At 59.2% G+C, this 16171-nt stretch carries 14 protein-coding genes; 7 read left to right on the top strand and 7 right to left on the bottom strand.

Annotated elements, in window-relative coordinates; all coding sequences use genetic code 11:
• Positions 1–10 precede the first annotated feature (10 nt).
• Complete coding sequence (locus ABJ99_RS09430; RefSeq protein WP_054085590.1) at positions 11–613, bottom strand: TetR/AcrR family transcriptional regulator; 603 nt, start codon at positions 611–613, stop codon at positions 11–13.
• 117 nt (positions 614–730) lie between these two features.
• Between ABJ99_RS09430 and ABJ99_RS09435 the strand changes: the two genes are divergently transcribed.
• Together ABJ99_RS09435 and ABJ99_RS09440 are read left to right on the top strand one after the other, a co-directional pair.
• Entirely contained in the window at positions 731–1594 is an 864-nt protein-coding gene (locus tag ABJ99_RS09435) for an alpha/beta hydrolase (protein WP_054085591.1), read from the top strand.
• Between the two features lie 202 nt (positions 1595–1796).
• Entirely contained in the window at positions 1797–2126 is a 330-nt protein-coding gene (locus tag ABJ99_RS09440; protein ID WP_054085592.1) for a hypothetical protein, read from the top strand.
• Between the two features lie 48 nt (positions 2127–2174).
• On the opposite strand, the gene ABJ99_RS09445 is transcribed toward ABJ99_RS09440, so the two are convergent.
• The 3 genes from ABJ99_RS09445 to ABJ99_RS09455 all read right to left on the bottom strand — a co-directional run bounded on the left by ABJ99_RS09445 (position 2175) and on the right by ABJ99_RS09455 (position 7910).
• Positions 2175–3590 carry a saccharopine dehydrogenase C-terminal domain-containing protein gene (locus ABJ99_RS09445; protein ID WP_054085593.1) on the bottom strand — a complete coding sequence of 472 codons (1416 nt, stop codon included), beginning with the start codon at positions 3588–3590 and terminating at the stop codon, positions 2175–2177.
• A gap of 475 nt (positions 3591–4065) precedes the next feature.
• Positions 4066–6144, bottom strand: a complete 2079-nt coding sequence (locus ABJ99_RS09450; RefSeq protein WP_054085594.1) for a PAS domain-containing hybrid sensor histidine kinase/response regulator — start codon at positions 6142–6144, stop codon at positions 4066–4068.
• A 314-nt stretch (positions 6145–6458) separates the two neighbouring features.
• Positions 6459–7910, bottom strand: coding sequence for an NCS1 family nucleobase:cation symporter-1 (locus ABJ99_RS09455; RefSeq protein ID WP_054085595.1), 1452 nt, complete (start codon positions 7908–7910; stop codon positions 6459–6461).
• 331 nt (positions 7911–8241) lie between these two features.
• Between ABJ99_RS09455 and ABJ99_RS09460 the strand changes: the two genes are divergently transcribed.
• Together ABJ99_RS09460 and ABJ99_RS09465 are read left to right on the top strand one after the other, a co-directional pair.
• The gene (locus ABJ99_RS09460; RefSeq protein WP_054085596.1) at positions 8242–8961 is read left to right on the top strand and encodes a GntR family transcriptional regulator; all 720 of its coding nucleotides are present in this window, start codon (positions 8242–8244) and stop codon (positions 8959–8961) included.
• A 10-nt stretch (positions 8962–8971) separates the two neighbouring features.
• Positions 8972–9703 (top strand): aspartate/glutamate racemase family protein, encoded by a 732-nt coding sequence (locus ABJ99_RS09465; RefSeq protein WP_054085597.1) that lies wholly within the window; start codon positions 8972–8974, stop codon positions 9701–9703.
• Positions 9704–9755: 52 nt separating this feature from the next.
• On the opposite strand, the gene ABJ99_RS09470 is transcribed toward ABJ99_RS09465, so the two are convergent.
• The 3 genes from ABJ99_RS09470 to ABJ99_RS09480 all read right to left on the bottom strand — a co-directional run bounded on the left by ABJ99_RS09470 (position 9756) and on the right by ABJ99_RS09480 (position 12268).
• On the bottom strand, positions 9756–9980 hold the full coding sequence (locus tag ABJ99_RS09470) for a PLD nuclease N-terminal domain-containing protein (RefSeq protein ID WP_054085598.1): 225 nt from the start codon (positions 9978–9980) through the stop codon (positions 9756–9758).
• A 27-nt stretch (positions 9981–10007) separates the two neighbouring features.
• On the bottom strand, positions 10008–11240 hold the full coding sequence (locus ABJ99_RS09475; RefSeq protein ID WP_054085599.1) for a zinc-dependent alcohol dehydrogenase: 1233 nt from the start codon (positions 11238–11240) through the stop codon (positions 10008–10010).
• A 122-nt stretch (positions 11241–11362) separates the two neighbouring features.
• Entirely contained in the window at positions 11363–12268 is a 906-nt protein-coding gene (locus ABJ99_RS09480) for a LysR family transcriptional regulator (RefSeq protein ID WP_054085600.1), read from the bottom strand.
• A 162-nt stretch (positions 12269–12430) separates the two neighbouring features.
• Here ABJ99_RS09480 and ABJ99_RS09485 point away from each other — a divergent pair, with 162 nt between their 5' ends.
• From ABJ99_RS09485 to ABJ99_RS09495, 3 genes are read left to right on the top strand one after another with little or no spacing between them, the layout of a single operon-like run.
• A complete protein-coding gene (locus ABJ99_RS09485) occupies positions 12431–13321 on the top strand; it encodes an NAD(P)-dependent oxidoreductase (protein WP_054085601.1) in 891 nt (296 codons plus the stop codon).
• A gap of 3 nt (positions 13322–13324) precedes the next feature.
• Positions 13325–14842, top strand: coding sequence for an aldehyde dehydrogenase family protein (locus ABJ99_RS09490; protein WP_054085602.1), 1518 nt, complete (start codon positions 13325–13327; stop codon positions 14840–14842).
• Between the two features lie 4 nt (positions 14843–14846).
• Positions 14847–16004, top strand: coding sequence for a M20 aminoacylase family protein (locus ABJ99_RS09495; RefSeq protein ID WP_054085603.1), 1158 nt, complete (start codon positions 14847–14849; stop codon positions 16002–16004).
• Positions 16005–16171 lie beyond the last annotated feature (167 nt).

The following is a 16171-nucleotide window of genomic DNA, read 5'->3' on the forward strand; positions in this document are numbered from 1 at the left end:
GCGCCTGTTTTCAGGTTTGAGGCATCAGCACACATCTGGTCATCAGCTGGAGTATCGATTCGGCGGAGGGAATAGGCGGTTGATCTGTCTTTCTGTCGATCGTCAGTGAGGCATAGCCGTGCGCGGTGCTCCAGGCGAGAAAAGTGCGTTCTTGAAGCACTGCCGGCTCGGGTTCGCTGCCGTATTTCTCTATCCACGCGTGGCGTATTGTCTGGCTGAGCACTTGCAGCGCCCGTTCACCCGACTCGAGCAGCCTGGGCAGCGTGCGATTGACGCCTGAACCGAACATCAGGCGGAAATGCTCCGGGTAACTTTTGGCGAAATTGACATAGCCAATGCCGCAGCCAAGGAGAGTGTTATCAAGTTCCTGCTGGGTAGTGAGGATGACATCGGCCATGCGCTCATACCCATCGGCCACCACTTCCGCCAGCAGGTTTTCCAGAGAACCGAAATGGTGAGCGGGGGCGGCGTGAGAAACATTTGCCCGTCTGGCGCACTCACGCAGCGACATGCCGCGCACGCCTGCTTCGCCGACAATATCCCAGGCGGCCTGGCGCAGGGCGGCTGGCAGATTGCCGTGGTGGTAGGCCCGTGGCGTGTCTGACGTCGACATGTGCTGCTCCCTATCATGAAATAAAAGTTATAAGCCCATCGGGTCAGTCTATCTTGTCAGTGACAAGATAGACTGTTTTAATGGCGCCAGGTCATTTGACTGGCGCGGAGAATACCGATGAGCAAAATCATCAACAGGCTTCGACTAATGGCACTACGGGGCGTTTTCACGCTGGCCAGCCGTATTGTACCGGGCATCACCGGAAGATATCTCGCTCAACGTTTCGTTACGCCGCAGGCTGCTGAACGTGCCAAGGCCGCAGCTATTCTGAGCGCAGCGCCGGATGTGCAGACCAGTACCCTCGATCTGGACGGAATCAAGGTTTCTACCTATGTGTGGGGAGACCCATCGAGCCAGCCCTATGTGTTGCTGGCTCACGGCTGGTCCAGTTATGCGATGCGCTTCGTCGAGTGGGTGCCGTTGTTGCGTTCGATGGGTTACGCGGTGGTGGGTTTCGATCAGCCTGCACATGGACTGAGCGCCGGCAACATCAGCCACATGACGCAATTTGTGAAAGTGCTTCGGCACGTTGGGCGCCACTTTGGAAAACCAGCGGCCGTGATTGGCCACTCGATGGGCGCCTCAGCCATCGTGTTCGCTCAGGAAGAACAATGGCGTCCCGAGCGCTTTGTGTTGATTGCCCCGTTTCTGGTTGCGGCAGAGGGCGTATTCAAACAGTTTGACAGCGTCGGTATTGCACACAAAGTCTTCGTTCCTTTTGAAGCGTACGTGCATTCGCTGACGGGCGAGCGCTTTGCGGACTACGACGCCCGTTTGCGGCTGCCTTTGCTGGATCGTCCTGCCCTGATTATCCATGACCGGCGGGATCGCGAAACGCCTTGGGAAAATGGCGCGCGGTTTGCAGCGTTATGGCCTGGAGCACGTCTCTTTACTACTGACGGGCTGGGTCACAATCGGTTGATTGACCATCCTTCGGTCACCGCTGAAGTCATGAAATTTCTGAAACCGGATGCTCACTAAGTACCTCCGGTTAAGCATCAAAGTTGACAGTGTCATTCACGTAATGCCGCTCCGGCGTTTACACCCAGCGTTATAAATCCGTGCTTGCCAACTGGATCTGGCTCGTTGAATTGCAAGATGAATACGGGGACAAGTTGCGTTTCCGATCATCACGAGCTGTGCTTCATCCAAAGACCTCTGACCAGTATGTCAGGGTCTTTGAATGTTGGAGGCCGCTGTGGGTTTTAATCATCTTTCCAATGAGCTGGCTGTGCTGGAAATAGTGCAAAGCTCTAACTTCGTCTGTCCAAGAAAGTTGACGTCTGGCCAACTTTACATGGCATTGATACGTCTTAAGTCTGACGTTCCGGTTGTCGGAAGTTTCATGGCGATGATTGATGAGCTAGTAAAAGAGGGGCTTTTGATTTCAGCCGCCGTGCTGGATCACGACCCCTCATTTCCCTGCGTGCAACATATTATCCTCGGCCTCACCGAAATAGGTGCGGCTGCGCTGCAAGAAAGAAGATGTCAGGCCGACCTCTTTTACACCTGATCTCAAGCGCTGCATCTTGTGGCGCGCAGACAGGATCATCTGCTTTGCTCATGCAGCCGTAAAATGCCCGAACTGCCAAGGGTCGGCATCAAAAGCACCGGGCTTGCGGAATAGCGCATTAGCGGTATGCAGTGGTGTCCAGTCGGTCAGCACGCCTCCGAGTCTGCCCAAAAAAGGCAGGGCGATCTCCATCACTCGCTGGTGATCCATCTGTTCGGGTTCGACAATCCCTCGATTCGGGTTTTCAATGGCCCAGACAATGCCCGAATATACGCCTGCCGCAACTTGCAGGCTGGTGGCGTTATTGAAGGGCGCAATGTGGCGAGCCTGATCGACGCTCAAGATCGAACCGTACCAATAAGCGTTGAGTTTATGCCCCATCATCAACACACCTAGCGCATCAATACCGCCTGAGGTAATTTCATCCAGCATGATCCGTTTACTGTCCTGCGCGTGCCACCCTCGACCGGTATATTCGTTGATTGAAAGCAGTGCATCGTCACAAGGATGGTAGGCGTAATGCACGGTGGGGCGGTATCGCAGCGCTCCGTCGTCCCTGACTGTCAACAATTCAGGGATGGATATCGCCTCGTTGTGAGTGATCAACATTCCGTTACAAGGTCCGCCGTTGGGGGTCCAGGTCTTGACTGACACCGAAGCGCCGGGCCGATCAAGGTAGATAGCGTTGTCAGAGCCATAAAGATGATGGTGAGCGAAGGGCGGCCAGGTTTTTTCGTGGGTGCCCCAGCCAAGTTCGGCCGGTTGTCCCGCCTCGCTGACAAATCCATCGACTGACCAGGTGTTGACGAATTCGCCATCGGACTTGATACGCGCAGAGCGTTGAGTATCACGCTCTGCAATGTGGATGACCTTGACGTTCAGCTCCATCGACAAAACGCCCCAATTTATGTGGCCTTGATGCCGAGGTACAGGAACCGAGAGTTTTGCAGCCAGCTCGGATAACGCACACTTCAAAAAATGTGATATCAGGCCCGGATTGGCACCATGGGTCACCACTGCGGTTGGCCCTGTACCCAGTTCTGCACCCAGCGTGAGCAGCTGATCACGAAGTGCATAGTTGGAGCGTTGCGAGGCCGTCAGATCGGGTGAGATATACGTGCCCTCCCAAGGCTCGATGCAGGTATCGAGATACAGCGCTTGGTGGGCATGGGCAAATCTGATCAGGTCTGCGCTGGAGACATTGACTGAAAGATTAACGATGAAGTCGCCGCGCGCTACGACGTTGCCCAGCACACCTTCCAGATTGTCTGGTGTCAGTGCTTGATCGATAAACGTCACCCCGGACGCTACGAACAGCTCGGAGTCCTTGATGCCTGGTGCGATTATTACAATCCGCGACATGTCGAATGTCAGGGCCGTGCCAAGCAACCCGATAGTGGCTTTGGTGATAGAGCCAAAACCGATAAACACCAGTTTCACAGAGAATGTAGCGTCGCTGCTCATTTCAGGGTCTCCCGCTGATGGTGAACGTCTGGCTGGATGGGGCATATAACTGTCGACGTACTTCTGGACAGGTTCTATAGTTCGAAACCCGTAGATGACGGGGCTGTCTGACAGGTTTTCTTCCAGGTATTCGACGCAAACGATCTAAAAACCGATCCGACGTTTTTCCTGTAATAACGATATCGTCCATGAGTTGTCATTCTATGGAATAAAATGAGGTGCGACGTCACACGCCAGGCTCCACAAGTAAAGTATTAGCGTGATGGTTGATGTTTACAGCTTTTCATTACTCAGTACAAATGCTCATATTTTATATGGGGCATTGTTATTGGTTGAATGCGTACTATCGCGCTGGACGGTGTGCGAGTCCAATCGGAATGCTCATTTACACTACGTAGCGTCGGACGCGACCCCGGCCGTTCCTCGCTTGTTTTTGCCTTGCCTGACCTTCGCTCGCCGATTTATCTTGCTGTGCTCAGCGCGCGCTTCGGGCCATCACGTCGGCCGCGCCGATCAGCCCGGTCACCCGCCCGGCCAGGGTGTCCAGCCCGAAGGGTTTGGTCAGCACCTGAGTGCACGGGCGCAGGTGGCAGCCGTCCAGCACCGAGGTCTTGGCGTAGCCGGTGATAAACAGCGTCGGCAGCCCGGGGCGATAGTCGCAGGCGGCATCGGCCATTTCCCGGCCGTTCATGCCGCCGGGCAGGCCGATGTCACTGATGAGCAGATCGATGCGAGCGTCCGACCTGAGAATCTGCAAACCGGACTGCGCGTCGGCCGCTTCAAGGCAAGTGTAGCCAAGGCCGGTGATCACTTCGGTGACCAGCATGCGCACAGACGGTTCGTCATCGACCACCAGCACGGTTTCGCCCGAGCGGTGTGCAGGCTCTTCCACGTTCTGCGGCCCGGCGTCGAGAGGCGCGAGCGCGGAGGTATGACGCGGCAGGTGCATCACCACGCTGGTGCCTTGGCCTACGGCCGATTCGACCCTGATCTGCCCGCCGGACTGGCGCACGAAACCGTAAACCATCGACAGCCCGAGACCGGTTCCAGCACCGATCGGTTTGGTGGTGAAGAACGGTTCGTAAGCCTTCGCCACGACCTCCGGGCTCATGCCGCTGCCGGTGTCGGTGACGCGGATACTCAAGTGTTCGCCCGCTGCGACACCGTGATCCGGGTCGACGCATTCATCCAGCGAAGCGTTTGCAGTTTCGATGATGATGCGCCCGCCATTCGGCATCGCGTCGCGCGCGTTCAGGCACAGGTTCAGCAGCGAGCTTTCCAGCTGCGCATGATCGATCAGCGCGGGCCACAGGTCAGGTTGAGCAACGACCTTGATGTCGATTTCCGGACCGACCGTGCGTGCAATCAGCTCTTCCATGTCCTTGATCAGCGCATTCACATCGGTCACCTTCGGCGACAGCGCCTGGCGCCGCGAGAAAGCCAGCAAGCGGTGAGTCAGCGAAGCAGCGCGGCGCACGGCGCTTTGCGCCACCGAGACATAGCGGTCGACGTCGCCAACGCGCCCTTGCGAGAGTCGTTTGGTAATCAGTTCGAGGCTGCCCGAGATACCGGCCAGCAGGTTATTGAAGTCATGAGCGATGCCGCCCGTCAGTTGGCCGACGGCTTCCATTTTCTGCGACTGGCGTAAGGCATCTTCGACCTGTTCGCGTTCCAGCACAGCCTGTTCGATGCGCTGCTCCAGCGTCTGATTGAGTTCGCGGACCGCTTCTTCGGCTTTCTTTCGGGCGGTCACGTCGATGGACGAGCCAATGAGGCCGATCACATTGCCGCTGTTATCAACCATCGGCGCCTTGGTGGAGAGCCAGATGGCGGCGGAGCCATCAGGCAGATTGACGTGTTCTTCAATCTGTTCGCTGACGTTGTTGTTCATGATCCGGCGATCAGTCTCCATGAGAATGCGCGCCTGATCCTTGTCATCGAGAAACTCCAGATCGGTTTTGCCGATAAAGAACTCGGGTGGCTTGCCGACCAGTTCGGCGGTGCCCCGGTTCGCTACCAGCATTCTGCCATCGAGGTCCTTGGCGTAGACCAGGCCCGGCACTGCTGCAGTGAAGATGCGCAGCAGTTCGTTTAGACGGTCACGCTCGACTTCTGCTGCGCGCCGGCTGTCGATATCGAGCAATATGCCGGGGCTGCGTACCGGCTTGCCATTGACGTCACGCTCGATCCGTCCGCTGGCTTCAACCCAGCGGTACACGCCGTCCTCATGAAGCACCCGGTATTCGTGTCGATAGGTATCGCCGCTGTGCAGTGCGTCTTCGATGGCCTGGTCGACCCCGAACGAGTCGTCGGGATGAATGGAGGCGGTGACCAGTGCCAGCGGCAAGCCTTTGGCGCACAGTTTCGGGCACAGGCCGAAGGTCCGGGCAAAGCGTTCATCGCCGGTCAGGCTGTCGGCAACAATGTCCCACACCCATGTGCCGACCACTGCGCCGGAATCCAGCGCGAGTTGCAGCCGCTCAGCCGCTTCCTGCGCCGGGTTATGGAGAAGTTGGGGGACAAACGCTCTGCCGCCGGAAACATCATTGCTCATCACTATCAACCCACTTGAACGCCTGGTTCGCAAAGCCTCAGTCATAGGGCAGCGCGGTGGCCTGAAAGTTGTACAAAATTTATTCTATTTTGTGCACCTGTTCGTGCAAGCGTTCCGTAACACTTGATCATTCGATGGCTTACGACTATGCGTGATATTAAATTAATATCATTCCGTGTGCGCAGTCATTTACGCAAGGCAGATGGGGCGGGCGTTTCAGGGCATTTCGAGAGGGCGACAAGCGGGCAGTCACCGATGGAATGCAGCATTCAGGCGCCGACAGCCAATCCGGCCGTCGGCACCTGGCGCCGTTTTCAGTGCTGGCCGACCGGTGCAGGCGCGTTGGCAGCCTGCTCTGGCGCCCAGCGAGTCAGCGCATAGAACACGGCGCCGCCGAGGATGCAACCGGTGAACCAGGCAAAGTTGGCGATCGGCTTGAACCAGTCGATGAAGGTGAAGCACAGGCCGACCACCGCAGTCAGCAGCAGCGCCTGGACCGCGACCCAGTTCACGCCATTGGTGTACCAGTAACGGCCGCTCGGCGTGTCGTTGAACAAGGCATCTACATCAATCTGTTGTTTCTTGATCAGGTAGTAATCCACCAAAAGAATGCCGAACAGCGGCCCGATGCAGGCGGCGAGCACGTCCAGTGTGTAGTGGATGACTTCAGGGTTGTTGAACAGGTTCCATGGCGTGATGAAGATCGAAGCCACAGCGGCGATCATGCCGCCTGCACGCCAGCTGATGCGGCTGGGTGCCACGTTGGCGAAGTCGAAGGCCGGAGAAACGAAGTTGGCGACGATGTTGATGCCGACGGTGGCGGTGACGAACGTAAATGCACCCAGCAGCACGGCGGTGGTGTTGTCGATGCGCGCCACGGTGGCGATGGGGTCGTGGATCATTTCACCGAAGATTGGCAGCGTCCCGGACACAATCACCACCGTGACCAGCGAGAACGCCAGAAAATTTACCGGCAGGCCCCAGAAGTTGCCGCGACGCACGTCGTCCATGCTCCGGCAGTAGCGGCTGAAGTCACCGAAGTTCAGGGTCGGCCCGGAGAAGTACGAGACCACCAGCGCGATCGCCATCACCACCTGGCCGAACGCAGCCCAGCCGGACAGCTCTTTTTCCGCCAGGGTGAAGCTGATGTTGTCCCAACCGGCACGCCAGACGATCCAGCCCGCCAGGGCGAACATCACGGCGTACACCGCAGGGCCGGCCCAGTCGATGAAACGTCTGATCGATTCCATGCCGGTCCAGAACACGGCAGCCTGCACCACCCATAAGGTCAGGAAGCCGAACCAGCCGAGCCAGGACAGGCCGAAAAAGGTCATGTTCTGGTACGCGGCCAGTTCAGGGAAGAAACGCAGCACCACGATGACCAGCGCGCTGGAGGCCAGATAGGTCTGAATGCCGTACCAGGCCACCGCGATCAGCCCACGAATGATTGCCGGGATGTTGGCCCCGAACACGCCAAAGGCCAAGCGGCAAATCACCGGGTAGGGCACTGCGGCTTGCTGGCTGGGTTTGGCGACCAGATTGGCAATCACTTGAATGATGCCGATGCCGACCAGCAGTGCGATCAAGACTTGCCAACTGGCCAGCCCCAATGCAAACAGGCTGGCGGCGAACACATAGCCGCCAACGCTGTGCACGTCACTCATCCAGAACGCCAGGATGTTGTACCAGGTCCACTTTTGCGGCACCGGCCCCAAATCGTGGTTATGCAGGCGCGGACTGTATCCGGCCGGGCGTTGATCTGTCATTGCGTAACTCCCTCGTGGAGTGGGGATGAGACCAGGGTACGATCGCTGATATTTTTGTATACGATCATGTACGCAAAAGCTGTGCCAGAGGATTTTCAACAGGCCCGCAATTGATACGGCCGTTGTAGGGCGGCGATCTCCTGAGAAAAAGCTGGCGTGTCAGACAGATTCATTGTGGGGCTGAAACTGCACGTAAACAGGGCGCTTTTGCCCGGTTGCGGTGCGGTGATGGGCACACGCAGCAGGCACGTCGTCCAGAAAGCGCTACTCATGCAGTGATACATCGGGCACTATTCCTGTATACGATCTGTACCATCAAGTGGTTTGAATCATGTCCCGACCTGCCAGCGCTTCTTTGTTCCTGACACCTGCGGCCGATGAAAAAGGCCGTGACGAACAGATTTATCAGCATGTTCTGGAAGCGATCGTCGAGCACCGGCTGGCGCCGGGTACGCGTTTGCCCGAAGACGCACTGGCGGAGGTGTTCGAGATCAGCCGGACCGGCATTCGCAAGGTGTTGCAGCGTCTGGCGCTGGAGCGCCTGGTGACCCTGCGTCCCAAGCGCGGCGCTGAAGTTGCGCAGCCTTCGGCGCAGGAGGCACAGGATGTACTCGGTGCCAGGCAGCTGATCGAACCGGCGCTGATGGCCGACATTGCTGCGCGGGTCGCAGGGCAGCGGCTGGACGCGCTGCGTCTGCTGTGCAATCAGGAGCACGAGGCGCAGCACGCCGGACTTCATAGCGAGGCGATCCAGTTGTCGGCGCGCTTTCATGTGCAGTTATGTGCGCTGGCGGGCAATCAGGTATTGACCGAGCAAGTCGCGCAGCTCACCACGCGCTCATCATTGATCGTCGCCGTGTACGGCTCGCGGCGCAGCGTTGGCTGCGACTGCGGTCAACACGTGGACCTGCTGAGGCTGCTCGAAGCCGGGCTGGGCGAACAGGCGCGTGAATGGATGGCCGAACATTTACGTCGCATTCGCGCCAGTCTCAAGGTGGACGAGCCGGTCAGTCAGACGGTCGACTTTCACAGCATTTTCAAGCAGCGCTGAAGGAGTTCCGGTGCGTATTCAAGTGATCAACCCCAACACCAGCGATGCCATGACCCACAAAATCGGCCTGGCGGCGCAAGCCGTAGCGCGCCCAGATACGCAGATTCTGGCATGCAGCCCGGAGGATGGCCCGGTATCGATCGAGGGGCATTTCGACGAGGCCATCGCCACCCTGGGCGTGCTTGAAGAGATACGCAAAGGCCGCGAGCAACACGTCGATGCGCACATCATCGCCTGCTTTGGCGACCCTGGTTTGCTGGCCGCGCGCGAGTACGCCAGCGCCCCGGTGATTGGTATCGCCGAAGCGGCTTTTCACATGGCCAGTCTGATTTCTACCCGTTTTGCGGTCGTCACTACGCTGACCCGGACACGCATCATCGCCGAGCATCTGTTGCAGCGTTATGGTTTCAGTGAGCTGTGCACGTCGATACGCTGCATTGATCTTCCCGTGCTGGCGCTTGAAGAAAGCGGGCCGGAGTTGATCGAGCTGATGGCTGAGCAGGCGCTTGTCGCCCGTGATCAGGAAGGTGCCGGAGCGATTGTGCTGGGTTGTGGCGGCATGGCGGATCTTGCCAGGCAACTGAGCGAGGCGATTGGTCTGCCAGTGATCGACGGCGTTGCTGCCGCCGTGAAGCTGGCAGAGTCGCTGGTGGAGCTGGGCCTGTCCACCAGCAAGCATGGCGACCTGGCTGATCCGATAGGCAAACCGTTCAAAGGGCGATTCGCGTATTTGAGCCGGTGACTGCCAGGTGATGCGTGCCGACCCCCCCTAGGGTCGGCACGCGATTCACCCGTCAGCCGGTGCTGTGCTTGTCCGATGCTGGCGCCTGCACCACACCGCGAGGCCCGTTGATGCCCCAGATTCCGGCCCCGACGACCGGCAATGCCAGCACCAGCAGCGTCCAGCCCGCCTTGGTGCCGGACGTTTTAGTCGAGCGCCAGACGCTGTAGATCACCCAGGCGTCCAGCAACAGCACGATGACCGCCGCAGCGATCCAGAACACACTTGGCGCTTCCATGACGTGTCTCCTTTCAGGTTGCGGTTTTCAGACTGCTGCCGGTACGCCAACCAGTGCTTCGGTGTCGGTGTCAGGCACGACAATCGTATTATTGCCCGGGGTCAGAATGACCTTGCGGCAATCCTCTTCCTTCTTGTCGAACAGCTTGTAGCCCAGCGCTGCATCTTCCAGTGACATGCGGTGCGTGATGATGGCTTCTGGCTCGAGTCGACCCGCTTCAATGTGCTCCAGCAGCTCAGGCATGAAGCGATGCACATGGGTCTGGCCCATCTTGAAGGTCAGGCCTTTGTCGAACGCGTCACCGAACATGAAGCCGTGGATGAACCCGGCATACACGCCCGGCACGCTGACCACACCGCCACGTCTCACTGCCGCGATGCACTGGCGCAACGCCTTGCCGCTGCTGCCTTCGAGTTTCAGAGTGGCAAGAATGGTTTCCGTCGTGCTGCCCTTGGCCTCGAAACCCACCGCATCGACCACGCCATCCACACCGCGCATGCCGGGTGTCTGGCGAATGATGGTGTCAGCCGGGTCATCGTCTTCATCGAAGTTGATCGGGATCACGCCGTAGGTTGCCTGTGCGTAGGCCAGGCGATACGGGTGGTGATCGACCATGAAGATCTTCTCGGCACCCAGCATTTTCGCGCACGCCGCGCTCATCAGCCCGACCGGGCCAGCGCCATAGATGGCAACGCTGGAACCCTTTCCGATCCCGGCGTTAGTGACGGCCTGCCATGCCGTGGGCAGGATGTCGGAGAGGAACAGCACTTTCTCGTCTGACAGGGTGCCGGGAACTTTGAACGGACCGGTGTTGGCTTTGGGGACGCGCACGTACTCCGCCTGCCCGCCAGGAATGCCGCCATACAAATGGCTGAAGCCGAACAATGCCGCGCCTGGCGGAATCGACTTCTTGTTCATGATCGCGCCACGCCCGGTATTGGTAGTCTCGCAGGCGGCGAACAGATTGATGTCACAGAAAAAACAGTGTCCGCAGGCGATGACGAACGGGATCACCACGCGGTCGCCTTTTTGCACGGAGGTCACTGCCGAGCCAGTCTCTTCCACAATCCCCATGAACTCGTGACCGAAGATGTCGCCGTGCTCCACAGTAGGGATCTTGCCGCGATACAGGTGCAGATCGGAACCGCAGATGGCGGTTGCCGTTACGCGCAGAATGATATCGTCCTGCTGTTCTATGATCGGGTCCCGAACGGTGTCGACTTTTACATCTTTGGCGCCGTGGTAAGTCAAAGCTCGCATGATTAATCCTCGATAGCAGCAGAAATTCTGATCCGTTACTAAAGAGGAACCACGAGGTTTTTGATGGTTCAGCGCGATTGTTTCAGGTGGGACTAACGGTACGTCGGCCGGTGCTTTTCCTCTCAATTGCGAAACGCTGTCATGTCCTGCAACAGCATGCTCATCAAACGATTGGCGCCGACGCTCAATTGACGACCCAGACGACTGATCAGGTGCGTCTGCGGGCTGCTGAAGACCTCATGCTGCAAGGGCAGGGCGCGCAGCTTTCCGGACCTGATTTCCTCCTCGACGACGAAGGTCGGCAGCAACGTGACGCCGCCCTGCATGGCGAAATGCTTGAGCATGGCGAACGTGCTGCAGGTCAGCGTCGGCTGCACTGTGATGCCCAACTGATGCTCGGCTTGCAGGAGGATCTGGCGAATGCCGTAGGACACCGCCGGCAGCGCAACGCGATATTGGCCGAGTGCGTGAAGCTCGACAGGGCCTGGCTCGTCAGTCAGCGGATGGTCCGGCCCGGTGATCACACAGACCGGCTGCCGCTGATGCGCGTGCGAGCGGATTTTCGGGTCGGCAGCCGGGTTGAAGACCAGGCCGATATGCGCCTCGTCCTCGACCACCTGGCGGATCACTTCGTTACTGCCGCAGACGTTCACGATCAGTTCGATTCTGGGGTGCTGCTCGGAAAACCGTGCCAGCGGTTGCGCCAGACTTTCAAGAAAGCCTTCCCCGGACACCAGCGTCACCGAGCCGCTGTGCAGGCCTTTCAGCGCCTGAATCGAGTCCAGCAACACTTCCTGCTGAGTCAGCCGCTGGCGGTAGTAAGCCAGCACCTTGTCACCCGCTTCGGTCGGTTTGACACCGCGCCGGTGGCGCTCCAGCAGCGGTGAACCCAGTTCCTGTTCCAGCTGGGCGATCTGGCGGCTGACTGCCGAGGGCGCCACATTGAGAAAGTCGGCCGCAGCTCGAACGCTGCCCAGGCGCACCGCTTCGAAGAAATACAGGATGCGTCGATCTTGCACGAGGCTCATGGGCGGCTTCCAGTGTTGCGCTAAAGGCAACATAAATTCGATTTCAGGATTATTGCTGAGAGGGGAGAGCGCTGTCCATACTCGGTTCATCAGCACATCGCAGGGCGCACGCGGTTGCGGGCAGCCTTGCTGAATTCCTGTAAAACCCATCGAGATGCAGACATGACGTTGAGAACAGGTGTAATCGGACTCGGCAATATGGGCGGTGGCATGGCCGCCACCCTGGCGAGCAAAGGCTTTGATGTCAGCGGCTTCGACCTGTCGCAGGCAGCCTTGGCCCAGGCCGAACGCAAAGGCGTCAAACCGGTTGCCGACCGTCAGCAACTGATTCAGAGCGTCGATATTCTGATCCTGTCGCTGCCCAAGGCCGAGCACGTGGAATCGGTCTGCCTCGGTGCAGGTGGCATTGTCGAATTGGGGCACAAAGGCCTGATCGTGGTCGACACCACCACTTCAACGCCGGAAATGAGCCGCAATGTGGCTGCCGAACTGGCCAAAAACGGCATCGCATTTATCGACGCGCCGGTCTCGGGTGGTCCGAAAGGCGCAGCCACCGGCACCATGTCGATGGTTATCGGCGCTGAAGACGCCGACCTGGCGCGTGCCATGCCGGTGCTGGAAGGCATGAGCGGCACTCGCGTGCATGTCGGGCAGTGCGGCGCGGGCAACGTGGCCAAGATCGCCAACAACATGCTCGCCGCCTGTCACCTGATCAGCACTGCCGAAGCGGTCGCGATGGCTGCGCGGGCCGGTGTCGACCCGGAAAAACTCCTGCAAGGCCTGAACGCCGGCTCCGGGCGCAGCGGCGCGACGCAAGTCATGTTCCCCACCTGGGTGCTCAACAAGGCCTATGACTCAGGCTTCACCATGGGCCTGATGCGCAAGGACGTAGGCCTGGCCAGCGACCTGGCGGACAGCCTCGACATGGACCTGCCGCTGTCGCGCGTGGTTGCGCAACTGTGGCAAGCCAGCAGCGAGACCCTGGCGGACAACGAAGACTTCTGCGCCATCGTGCAACGCACCGATGCCACCCTTTACGGTCACGGAGAATAACCGATGAGCACTGCAACGATCCTCGAACTGATGCGCCCTTACTGGGGCGATCGCAGTGTCGTCGCCAGCTATGTCGGCGGAGAATTCATCGAAGGCCACGGCACGCCGGTTGACGTGCGCAATGCCCATGACGACAGCCTGTTGCTGAGCTTCCCCGATGCCGATGAGTCTTTGGTCGAAGTCGCCGACCAGGCTGCCAAAGCCGCGCAACAACAGTGGTGGGCGCTGACTGCCCAGGCGCGTGGGCGTGCCATGTACCAAGTGGGTAATCTGATTCGCGAAGAGCAGGAAAACCTCGCGCAGATCGAATCCCTGACCGCCAACAAGCCGATCCGTGATGCCCGCGTCGAAGTGCTCAAAGTCGCTGAGATGTTCGAGTATTACGCCGGCTGGGCAGACAAACTGCACGGCGAAATCATTCCGGTGCCGACTACCCACCTCAACTACGTGACCTACGAACCGCTGGGCACGGTGTTGCAGATCACCCCGTGGAACGCGCCGATCTTCACTTGCGGCTGGCAGATTGCCCCGGCGATTGCGGCGGGTAACGCAGTCATCCTCAAACCGTCGGAACTGACCCCGCTCAGCTCGCTGGTGGTCGGTGTGCTGATCGAGCGTGCGGGCGTGCCCAAAGGGTTGGTTAACGTGATTGCCGGTTTCGGCCATTCCATCGGCCAGGCGTTCATTGCCAAGGCGGACATTCGCAAAGTGGTGTTCGTCGGCTCGCCAGCGACCGGTCGGCATATTGCCGTGGCGGCGGCGCAGCGCTGTATTCCGGCGGTACTGGAACTGGGCGGCAAGTCGGCCAACATCGTGTTCGACGACGCTGATCTGGAAGTCGCCTTGCGCGGCGCTCAGGCGGCGATTTTCTCCGGTGCCGGGCAAAGCTGTGTGTCGGGTTCGCGTTTGCTGGTGCAGGAATCGATCTTCGAGAAATTCACCAACGCACTGGCCGTGGCCGCGACGCAATTCAAGGTCGGCGACCCCGGCGACCCGCAAACCCAGATCGGCCCGATCAACAACGCCAAGCAGTACAACCATGTGAAAAGCATGGTCGAACGCGCGCTGAAAGACGGCGCACGACTGGTCGGCGAGCAGGCTGATCCGATCCCTGACAGACCCGGTTATTACATCAACCCGACTGTGCTGGCAGGCACCAACGAGCTGCATTGCGCGCAGGAAGAAATCTTCGGCCCGGTGGTGGTGGCGATTCCGTTCAAGGACGAAGAAGACGCGATCCGCATTGCCAACGACAGCCGTTTCGGCCTGGCCGGTGGCGTCTGGACCCGCGACGTCGGCCGCGCTCACCGCGTTGCCAGACAGGTGCGTGCCGGGACGTTCTGGGTTAATGGTTACAAGACTATTCACGTCAGTTCGCCGTTCGGCGGCTATGGTGAAAGCGGTTATGGCCGCTCTTCCGGTCTGGATGCGCTGCGCGAGTACAGTGAAGTGAAAAGCGTCTGGGTCGAAACCGCCGCCAAGCCTGCCGCCAGTTTTGGCTACGGCGCGAGCCTGGAGTAAGCACATGCCCATTTCAAAGACACTGATTAACGAAGCGACCGTCTGGCGCCGCGCGATTCACGCCGCGCCGGAGCTTGGTTTTCAAGAGCTGAAAACCTCCGACAAAGTGGCTGAGCTGCTGACCGGTTTTGGCCTTGAGGTGCATCGCGGGCTTGGTGGCACCGGTGTGGTCGGCACCTTGCGCAACGGCGACGGCCCGACCCTCGGCATTCGTGCCGACATGGATGCTTTGCCGATTCAGGAACTTGGCGACAGCGTGCACAAGTCTGCCCATAAAGGCTGCATGCACGCCTGCGGGCATGACGGCCATACGGCGATTCTGCTGGCCACCGCCCGGCACCTGTCGGAAACCCGCCGGTTTCGCGGCACGGTGCATTTTGTCTTCCAGCCCGCCGAGGAAAACCTTGGCGGCGCGCAGCGCATGATCGAAGACGGCCTGTTCGAGCGCTTCCCGATGGACGCCATTTACGGCCTGCACAATTGGCCGGGTGTGCCTGCGGGCAAAGTCGTGATCAATCCGGGACCTATGATGGCGTCGCTGGACACGTTTGAAATCACCCTGACCGGCAAAGGCAGCCATGCGGCCATGCCGGACAAGGGCAACGATCCGATCGTGGCAGCGGCCGAACTGGTGCTCGGGCTGCAAACCATCGTCTCCCGGCGCCTGTCGCCATTGGATTCGGCAGTGGTCAGCATCACCCAGTTCAATGCCGGCGAAGCGATCAACGTGATTCCGGAAACCGCGGTGTTGCGCGGTACGGTGCGCTGCCTGCAAACGCCGGTTCGCGAGAAGGTCCAGCAACTGATCGGCGAATTCGTCGAGCGGCTGCCGACGGCTTTCGGCGTGCGCGGCGAACTGGTCTACAACGTCGGCTACCCGGTGACCGAAAACCACCCCGAAGCCGCCGCCACGATTCGTCGCGCAGCGGTTGCAGCAGTGGGCGAAACCAATGTGCAATGGGGCTGCAACCCGTCCATGGCCTCGGAAGACTTCGCCTTCATGCTGCACGCCTGTCCGGGTGCGTACATCTGGATGGGCGTCGATGGCGAAAAACCATCGGCAGCGCTGCACAACCCGTACTACGACTTCAACGACCAGGTCATTGAGCCTGGTGTCGCGGTCTGGACTTCATTGGTGGAGCAGTGTTTGCCGGCGAATTGAGTTGAACGGCTTGCCTGCGCGCTTGATTCTGAGTGCGCAGCGAGGTCTTGCGACGCAGCTCGTCAAATCTGTGCTATGGCACAACGTAATGCCTACTTTGGTCCCTCAAAGTAGGGCGCCGTAAGGGCGCAAAGGTGACCTGAGTCAGGAACAAACATCACTGCCAT

The organism is Pseudomonas syringae pv. cilantro (genome assembly GCF_001293775.1).
Lineage (GTDB): Bacteria > Pseudomonadota > Gammaproteobacteria > Pseudomonadales > Pseudomonadaceae > Aquipseudomonas > Aquipseudomonas syringae_P.

Bases quoted from the DNA above. Each gene is read 5' to 3' on its own strand.
- ABJ99_RS09470 (WP_054085598.1), bottom strand. From the start codon at position 9,980: ATGGAAGCGCCAAGTGTGTTCTGGATCGCTGCGGCGGTCATCGTGCTG.
- ABJ99_RS09450 (WP_054085594.1), bottom strand. From the start codon at position 6,144: ATGAGCAATGATGTTTCCGGCGGCAGAGCGTTTGTCCCCCAACTTCTC.
- ABJ99_RS09430 (WP_054085590.1), bottom strand. From the start codon at position 613: ATGTCGACGTCAGACACGCCACGGGCCTACCACCACGGCAATCTGCCA.
- ABJ99_RS09460 (WP_054085596.1), top strand. From the start codon at position 8,242: ATGTCCCGACCTGCCAGCGCTTCTTTGTTCCTGACACCTGCGGCCGAT.
- ABJ99_RS09495 (WP_054085603.1), top strand. From the start codon at position 14,847: ATGCCCATTTCAAAGACACTGATTAACGAAGCGACCGTCTGGCGCCGC.
- ABJ99_RS09475 (WP_054085599.1), bottom strand. From the start codon at position 11,240: ATGCGAGCTTTGACTTACCACGGCGCCAAAGATGTAAAAGTCGACACC.
- ABJ99_RS09490 (WP_054085602.1), top strand. From the start codon at position 13,325: ATGAGCACTGCAACGATCCTCGAACTGATGCGCCCTTACTGGGGCGAT.
- ABJ99_RS09445 (WP_054085593.1), bottom strand. From the start codon at position 3,590: ATGAGCAGCGACGCTACATTCTCTGTGAAACTGGTGTTTATCGGTTTT.
- ABJ99_RS09440 (WP_054085592.1), top strand. From the start codon at position 1,797: ATGTTGGAGGCCGCTGTGGGTTTTAATCATCTTTCCAATGAGCTGGCT.
- ABJ99_RS09455 (WP_054085595.1), bottom strand. From the start codon at position 7,910: ATGACAGATCAACGCCCGGCCGGATACAGTCCGCGCCTGCATAACCAC.
- ABJ99_RS09485 (WP_054085601.1), top strand. From the start codon at position 12,431: ATGACGTTGAGAACAGGTGTAATCGGACTCGGCAATATGGGCGGTGGC.
- ABJ99_RS09435 (WP_054085591.1), top strand. From the start codon at position 731: ATGAGCAAAATCATCAACAGGCTTCGACTAATGGCACTACGGGGCGTT.
- ABJ99_RS09480 (WP_054085600.1), bottom strand. From the start codon at position 12,268: ATGAGCCTCGTGCAAGATCGACGCATCCTGTATTTCTTCGAAGCGGTG.